Genomic DNA, 7,468 nt, shown 5'->3' on the forward strand with positions numbered 1-7,468 from the left:
CTATACCAATTGATAAGAATAGATCAGTAGTGTTGCACTTGATTTGACAATTCGGGAACTAATTGTAAAGTACAAGCTTTACAGGATTAATCTTCATAATACGATTTGGCTAAATCGGTAATTCTCCCGCTATCATTCGATAGCGGGTATTATTTAATAACTTTTGCTTGAAGTACCATATTATAAACTGTTTTAGCAAAATAATCTTTTAAACCTGTAAAGTACTTTTTTAAAAAAATCAATATCACATATTTGAATAACTTCGGGTTCAAAAATATAGAAATTTTAAAATATAATTAATTTTTGGAAGTGTGCTATGCCCTTAGGTGCTTACGAAAAGGTTTATCAATTAAATAATTTCATGGAACTATATCCGACAATATATGAAGATTCTAAGGTTGTCAAAGTTATTCCGCACGAAAATCTAACGTTATCACTTTGGTTCAAAAAGAATCCAGCGCAGGAATATTTCTTGAATTTCAAAGTGCTGATAGATGAGAATAAGTTCTTTGAGCCGCTTAACAACGTTGACCTATTCATGCAAGCACATATAATGGGTGAAAGTATTGGCTGGAACGATCTACTTGATATTGGTGCAGAATGGCTTTATATGGATTCCGATCCTGTAAACCACAGTAATCAGTAAAAAATCGATTTATTTACGTTTTCAACTATACGTGGTATACTGTGTGTATAGGATAAAAGGTTTCAAAAGAATCACTTCCATATTCCGATCTAGTCAATCGGGACACGGCGCGCCGCTATCAACTCGATAGCGGTTTTTTGATACTAAAAAAACAGCAATTAGTCAGACTGCTGTCCTGTTCTTCTTTTTAACGTTTGCTAATTCGCCTAATTAGCTCACTGATTAAATCAGAGCACACGTTAATGGCTATCGGAAGAATGACCATCAGGATAAAGGGCTTCGTAAGATCACCCCCTCGGTTACATGCTGGGCGTCCACATGTACCATGACGACAATTATATCATAGAAGTTTATGACTTCTCATCTAAACATTAAGCTTACCAGACCAATGACGACCGCCCCTAAATGCTGTACCCAAAAAGTACCAATTACTTTGAGAATGACTATTTCTAATCCACCTCAATCAACGTGAAACTCTATCCTACCAACCATTACAGTGAGAAGTATTATTTAAATGTATCTCTTAATCCGTGGGTCCAGGGTTCGATCCCCTGGCCACCCATTTACTGATATTAACCAGTAATCACGCAGCGTTAAAACGCCGTGGTTGCTGGTTTTTTGTTCCCCCTCGATATCATTGATTCTCAGAAATCACCACCAGATGACCGTCAATTTGACCGTCACGAAATCAGAAATCAAGATAATGCGCTAACTTATTTGCGACCTCTTTATTTTGATTTTTGGTGACGTGCGTATAAATATTTAACGTCGTTGCCACATCCGCATGACCGAGTCTCATCTGAACTTCCTTGATCGTTGCACCTGCAGAAAATAGCGCCGAACAATGCGAATGCCTAAAACCATGCACAGTCACTTTGGTCAAGTTATGTGCGACCCGAATTGACTTAAGCCACTTTGCCGGTGTATTCAAAGACTTATAACCATTTTTGTTATTTGCAAAGATCAATTGATTAGGCTGGAGTGTGTTAAATCCTAACATCAAATATTTACGTTTCTGAATCGTCTTCCATTCTTTAAGATCATTGAGCGTTTTAGGATCTAAATCAATGGTACGCCTTGAATTTCTCGTCTTCGGCGCCTGAATGATCTGTCTACCCTTTTCGCCTTGTGTCAGCGTCTTATTGATCCGCATCGTACTGTCTTTAAATGAGATATCATTCCATGTCAACGCTAGAGCTTCGCCACGACGCACGCCACAGAAGGCGTATACTCTAAATAAGGTGTACTTCTCCATTTCCAACGTTGGATCAAGATAACTAAAAAATTCAGCCAACTGGTCTTTGTCCCAGAAATTTTCAAACTTATCTCCTGCAGACTCACGTTTCTTTGGTACTGTAATCAGTTTGGCAACATTCTTTTCAAGATAGCCATGCTTGATGGCAAATTCGAAAACATCGACGACATAATTGTACCAACGCTTGTAGTTGCGCGCCGCAATTTTAAACCAATCATTGACTGCCCTTTGTATTTGTGCAATTGTGATTGTTCTGATTCGATATTTCCCTAAGGCCGGTAAGATATGATTATCAAACATACCCGCCGTTCTATTCCAAGTACTCTCACCGACCGTATTTACATAGGCTTGATACCATTGCTCATAGACCGTCTGAAAACTAATATTGTTATCTTTCACGATAGCGCCACGCGAGGCCTCTAATTCCAATCTAGACGCCGCAAGCGAGGCTTCTTTTTTTGTGTTGAAACCTCTGCGAACAGTATGCTTAGGTTTCCCAGTTTGCAGATCAGTTCCTAAATAAATATCAAATTTCCAGAGCTTTTTACCTTGCTTCGTTTCATATTGCTTATATGATGCCATATCTATCAACCTTCCATAGCTAAAGCGCTGTCGAGGCGTGCTATGTATAGAAAGGTAGGTTTAATAACGTTTCAAAAAAATTAAATCATAATTTATTTTCTTCGATGAATTTCTTTGTATCAAGCGTCATTGATGTTAATCTCGAGAAACCCGCTTGTTGAAACCATATCTCTTTAAGAATCTCTTTTTGAAACAGAAAGCTCAGAGGTAGTTCCTCACCAAAGTGTTCTTCAAGTTCTTCTGCCTCTTTTAAGCAATCGTACTTTTTGGTCGTTGTATTAAAAAAGAAAAAACGTTCATTCATCCGACTATTTTTCGTCATATCATAAGCAATCAGATGAAGTGGTGCCTTCATATTCACATTTATGTCTGGTAAATGTTCATTGAAGGCTTCAACTATTGCAGGATCAGTTGTAATTAATTTGATAAACAAATTAAGATCAAATGGTTGAAATGTAAAGGGCATAATATGAACAATATTTCGTTTAACATCAACTGATAAAAAATAATCTATCTGTTTTTCATATCTGGACATAGAAATATAAGTGCTGTGCAAACTAGTCTTCAAATAAAAAATCGGTTCAACCTTTGAATTTAATGTCTCAATATATTTAGTGATTTGTAAAACGGTATACAAATCATTTTCATAACTAAAATCATTGGAGATTATCGCTTCTGTAAGTTCCCTGTATTGTTTGCTCGTTAGTTCAACGTTGGGAAAATGCAATCCTACTAGTTTCTTAATATATTCCTTTGGAGATCCATAGAGAATCTCGTCTATCGAAACTTTCCCTAAAAGTGCAATTTTCTTTAGCATATTCTCTTTTGGAATTGCTAGCCCACGTTCCCAACTATTTACTGTACTCTTCTTTGAATCAATCAAAATGCTAAAGTCGTTCATACTGTAATTGAGTTTCTCACGAATGGCACGAATGCGATTACCTACCTCAATCTTATCAACGTTCATTAGTATCCTCCTTCCTACAAACGTAACGTGTTAATTATTGACTATTATAGCATAGCATTCTGTTTAATCATACAAAACAGAAAATAATGATCGTATTAAGAAATGAGTTATTTTGCTTGACAATCTTTATTATCCCGATGTAAAATAAAAATGTTAATAATCGTGTTATTTTAAAGTGAATTAACCGATACATCAGGGATTATTTGTTAATACTAAAAGTATTAATTTATACACACAGGGGGGATGATCCAAATGGCCAGCGAGATGAAATTTGCACTTCCAGATGAAGTACAAGCAGAAATTAGTTTGATGTTCATCAAATCAGCACAACAAGCGTTCCAAGCTTTGATCCAGCAACAAGCTTATCCGCAGTACCTGAACCAGAAACAAGCGGCAGATTACCTAAGCATTTCCGTGACCAGTTTTAAAAAACTCAATATTCCTAGAGTGTCTCTAGAAAATATTGAGCGGTATGACAAAGCAACATTAGATCAGTATTGTAAAGCACACGAGTTCTAAAAATAAGCAAAGCGCTGTCGAGGCGAGCAATGCAAGCAACACCTATCTTAATTATCGTTTGATTCAGCGGTTGATCGCCAGCGTTCAATTGTTGAGCTGAGACGGTAAGTCCTTAGTCTCAATCGATCTTTGACAACTAAATAAAAAAGGCATTTAAGCCGAATTGACGACTCAAACACCTAGGATAATAACTGACACTATCATTCTAGTCGATACTGAGAATTAGTCAAGACGCATTCGCCGCGGGTTGCGAGTACCATTAAGAAAAACGTAGAGTTCAGGGTGTTTAGTACACACACTGGCCGTGCTGTATAAAAAACTGCATGCTATACCGTTGAAACGGTTGATCGGTTAAGACACCTACATCTATGAATAAGATCCATCTACATAGACGAAGCGCGATGATATGAGCGGAGCGATTCATCAATTCAGAGCAAGAAAGAAGCGAGGTTATGGATTTTGATACGGTAAAATTTAATGTTGAAAAAACATTGGGAAAACTCACTTTTCGCAATGCCACCCCAGCATTAGATCAATACGATAATCAGTCTGAACGCGGACGATCAATCAAAATTTTAAAATATCGATGTTACGAACTCGGATCAGAAGTACAAGCAGGTGCCACTCACGTTTTTATCTCAAATCGCGCGAATAAAATTAGTGATCTCAACTTTGATAAGCCGTGTGAACTTGTCAATCCAACAATACAAGTTAGATCATTGATTGATCGTTATCAAAGCGAAGACGGCGATACTTGCTATAAAGCTAAATCGCTATTGATCATCATTGCCAATGATCTCAAGTTTACGGAGGAAAGCTAATGACAACCACCTTTGGGATTGATCCAAAAAAGTTTTATCCAGAGATTGATGAAACGCTTGGAAGAATAGAATTTCAGAAAGTGCTTACCGAGTATCACCCTGAAGATTTGACTGGTGACATCGACCCAGATGAAGTTGAGTCAACACGAATTGAATTATATAGTCAGAACTTTCATGGTGCCGTGATCGTCACCCTCGTTGGTAGATTAGAAGGCAACTTTGTTTTCGGAGATGAAGTGACCTTGATCGGCGCTGAGTTTAATCCTTTTTCTATCCTCCCTGATCCGACTAGAAAAGAAGTCGATAACTTCTTTCAAATCAAAATCACTGGCTTAAGAAAAGTGGACGGCCAAGAAAAAAGCTAGTGGCGCGTAACACAGACGGGAGCAGGTATCCTGCGGACAGTGCCGGCGGTAGCTTAAGGCACGTGTCGGTGTAGTGGACGGAAATGTATCATTTTCGGGAGCGTTAGCGACTCGGCGGCGAATGCCGCCGCCTTCAACCCCCAACTGTAACACGGGGGTTGAAATCAAGAAAAGCAAGTAAAATTGACGTATAAATACCGTTATATCAACGTTAATCGCTGTCACAAAAACAATTAAAAAATGTGTCAAGCAAAGCTAAAAAATCAAAGAAAGCGAAGTGCCAACAATGAGAGAACTCGAAAATATCCCCCTGAATCAAGCACTAAAAACCTATCGTAAACGCAACCGCCTTTCACAACAGGCTTTAGCAGATATTCTTAATATTGAACGTTCAACATTATCCCGTTACGAAAAAGGCACTCGCCTACCAACTGGAGAGGTCTTAAAAAAAATCACACAGTTCATGCCCTGGTTGATCAATCATGGTAACCCACTAGACTCAATCTTTGACTACATCAAAGTTCGCTTTAATAATCTACAGCCGGACGAAGTGATCAAGAAGATTTTAAATTTGCGACCGAAATTCTTTGTCGCCGAAGAATATGGAATGCCTTTCTATCCACAGATACTTAGTTATGGGAGTATCAGAGTGTTATCTGATCCAAATAAAGCCTCACAAGGTGTGATTATTGAGCTAACTGGACAAGGTTGTCGCGAATATGAGCAAGTATTCGGTGAAGATGGTTTAGAATGGACGAGTTTCTTCGCGGTCTGCTTGCACAACAACGGTGTTTTCAAACGGATCGATATCGCCATCAATGATTATCTGCCGATCCTTAATATCCCCGATGTGATCAAACGTGTTAAACAAGGAAATTTCAGTAGTCAGTTTAAAAAATATAGTGGCAACTTCTCTGGATTTACGCCAAGTGATGATAATGATGACATTGCCTACACCGCTGGCGAAACTATTTACTTCGGCACACCAAAATCAAACCTTCGTATTGTCTTTTATGAAAAAGATCAGGAGCAGGCGAATAAATATAATCAGTTGCCCGAAGATGAAGCCATCAAGAATCGCTATGAAGTTCGTTTCAAAAATGATTATGCGGAAGATATTGCGGTTAAGTTCTTAGAATGTGCAGATAACATGTGGTTAGTCCTCGGCGTGATCGACCATTACCTCACCCTATTGGATCGGCCGAAACAAACTAATATTCCTAGAAGTGAATGGCAAGCTTCGCAGGACTGGTTGGATCTCCTTAACGACGCAGAAGAAGTTAAACTCGTTCTGAAGCCACGAGAATATAATTATCAAAGATCGTTTAACGCGTTGACGCATCAATTCAGCTCAACAATCGCAACGACACGTGAAGCCGATAAAGCAACAGGCACCGTCTTATTAGATACTTTGGTCAACAAATCAGAGATGAAGCCACGACAAAAGAAGATGCTCGCGGCAATGTTAGCAACACGCGATGAAGTCATTGAAGATAAGGATTGGCACGTAAAAGAAAACTAGTTGTGATTATTACGTCCGTACGACAAAATGAAAAGATATGTTTTCGATAAATAGAAGTTAAGTGTTAAACGGAATCAAAAAATCACATTCATCAATTTGAATGTGATTACATAAATCTCCCTAATCTTATTCAGTTATTCGCAGACCGATTCAAGGACTGGTAGAAACAGTCTAAAAGCAAGCCGCACCAACAGAAAATATTTGAGACTTATCAGGGAAAACACATAGATAATTCCATTGATGTGAATCTCCGATAACGCTTTACATATCCTGCTTAAAAAGGTCACTCACATCAATATCAATTTCTTTCAAATAACGCTCAGCTTTACTCAAAGCGACATCGTCACCATTAAATTTCGCAAATGTGTAAGCCTGCAATAAATGGAGACTGGCTGGTGCAGTCCACTTACTAGCCTGATTTTTGATCTATGCAGCTAGGGCTACAGAGATGGACGGAAATAAGGCGATGTGAATTAGACTAACTCGTCTCAAAAAGTAACCAACGTCCAGCCTATGAGGACAACCTTGAGGCACAACAAAGGCTCCTAGCTAAATCATGAAAGTTCATATTAGCCTTAATCCCATGTCGCCGTAAGTTATTTTTACCCAAAATTAAACACAAGCAACTACTTGAAGTATACTTGAGTCGTCTAAACCACAAATACAACAAGGAGTGCTTGTGCTATGGCTAGTATACCTCAAGATCAAACGAAAAAACGCGGGTTTAAAATTATTCGCAAATTGCAATAGTAAGTTAGCCAGTGCCGATAAAGCACACAGACGAAAGGGCT

Annotated in this window: 7 protein-coding genes; 5 read left to right on the plus strand and 2 right to left on the minus strand. The window is 38.4% G+C overall.

Features of this window, described 5'->3' with window-relative positions; genetic code table 11:
- Window positions 1–316 precede the first annotated feature (316 nt).
- Window positions 317–646, plus strand: coding sequence for a DUF2442 domain-containing protein (locus FC15_RS04855; RefSeq protein ID WP_057824516.1), 330 nt, complete (start codon window positions 317–319; stop codon window positions 644–646).
- Between the two features lie 688 nt (window positions 647–1,334).
- Here the strand turns inward: FC15_RS04855 and FC15_RS04860 are convergent.
- On the minus strand, window positions 1,335–2,483 hold the full coding sequence (locus FC15_RS04860) for a site-specific integrase (protein WP_057824518.1): 1,149 nt from the start codon (window positions 2,481–2,483) through the stop codon (window positions 1,335–1,337).
- An 85-nt stretch (window positions 2,484–2,568) separates the two neighbouring features.
- Entirely contained in the window at window positions 2,569–3,450 is an 882-nt protein-coding gene (locus FC15_RS04865; protein WP_057824520.1) for a helix-turn-helix domain-containing protein, read from the minus strand.
- A gap of 252 nt (window positions 3,451–3,702) precedes the next feature.
- On the opposite strand from FC15_RS04865, the gene FC15_RS04870 reads away from it, so the two are divergent.
- The 4 genes from FC15_RS04870 (at window position 3,703) to FC15_RS04885 (ending at window position 6,677) form a co-directional block, all read left to right on the plus strand.
- Complete coding sequence (locus tag FC15_RS04870; protein ID WP_057824523.1) at window positions 3,703–3,969, plus strand: hypothetical protein; 267 nt, start codon at window positions 3,703–3,705, stop codon at window positions 3,967–3,969.
- Between the two features lie 452 nt (window positions 3,970–4,421).
- Window positions 4,422–4,790: a DUF961 family protein gene (locus FC15_RS04875; RefSeq protein ID WP_057824525.1), complete on the plus strand. Its 369-nt coding sequence runs from the start codon at window positions 4,422–4,424 to the stop codon at window positions 4,788–4,790.
- Window positions 4,790–5,155: a hypothetical protein gene (locus tag FC15_RS04880; RefSeq protein WP_057824527.1), complete on the plus strand. Its 366-nt coding sequence runs from the start codon at window positions 4,790–4,792 to the stop codon at window positions 5,153–5,155. The genes FC15_RS04875 and FC15_RS04880 overlap by 1 nt, the downstream gene beginning before the upstream one ends.
- Before the next feature lie 286 nt (window positions 5,156–5,441).
- A complete protein-coding gene (locus FC15_RS04885; protein ID WP_057824529.1) occupies window positions 5,442–6,677 on the plus strand; it encodes an XRE family transcriptional regulator in 1,236 nt (411 codons plus the stop codon).
- The last annotated feature ends 791 nt before the right edge of the window (window positions 6,678–7,468 follow it).

The organism is Lapidilactobacillus concavus DSM 17758, from assembly GCF_001435835.1.
Lineage (GTDB): Bacteria > Bacillota > Bacilli > Lactobacillales > Lactobacillaceae > Lapidilactobacillus > Lapidilactobacillus concavus.

Excerpts from the sequence above, each read along its gene's own strand:
- FC15_RS04870 (WP_057824523.1), top strand. The coding sequence starts at position 3,703 with ATGGCCAGCGAGATGAAATTTGCACTTCCAGATGAAGTACAAGCAGAA.
- FC15_RS04885 (WP_057824529.1), top strand. The coding sequence starts at position 5,442 with ATGAGAGAACTCGAAAATATCCCCCTGAATCAAGCACTAAAAACCTAT.
- FC15_RS04860 (WP_057824518.1), bottom strand. The coding sequence starts at position 2,483 with ATGGCATCATATAAGCAATATGAAACGAAGCAAGGTAAAAAGCTCTGG.
- FC15_RS04865 (WP_057824520.1), bottom strand. The coding sequence starts at position 3,450 with ATGAACGTTGATAAGATTGAGGTAGGTAATCGCATTCGTGCCATTCGT.
- FC15_RS04875 (WP_057824525.1), top strand. The coding sequence starts at position 4,422 with ATGGATTTTGATACGGTAAAATTTAATGTTGAAAAAACATTGGGAAAA.
- FC15_RS04855 (WP_057824516.1), top strand. The coding sequence starts at position 317 with ATGCCCTTAGGTGCTTACGAAAAGGTTTATCAATTAAATAATTTCATG.
- FC15_RS04880 (WP_057824527.1), top strand. The coding sequence starts at position 4,790 with ATGACAACCACCTTTGGGATTGATCCAAAAAAGTTTTATCCAGAGATT.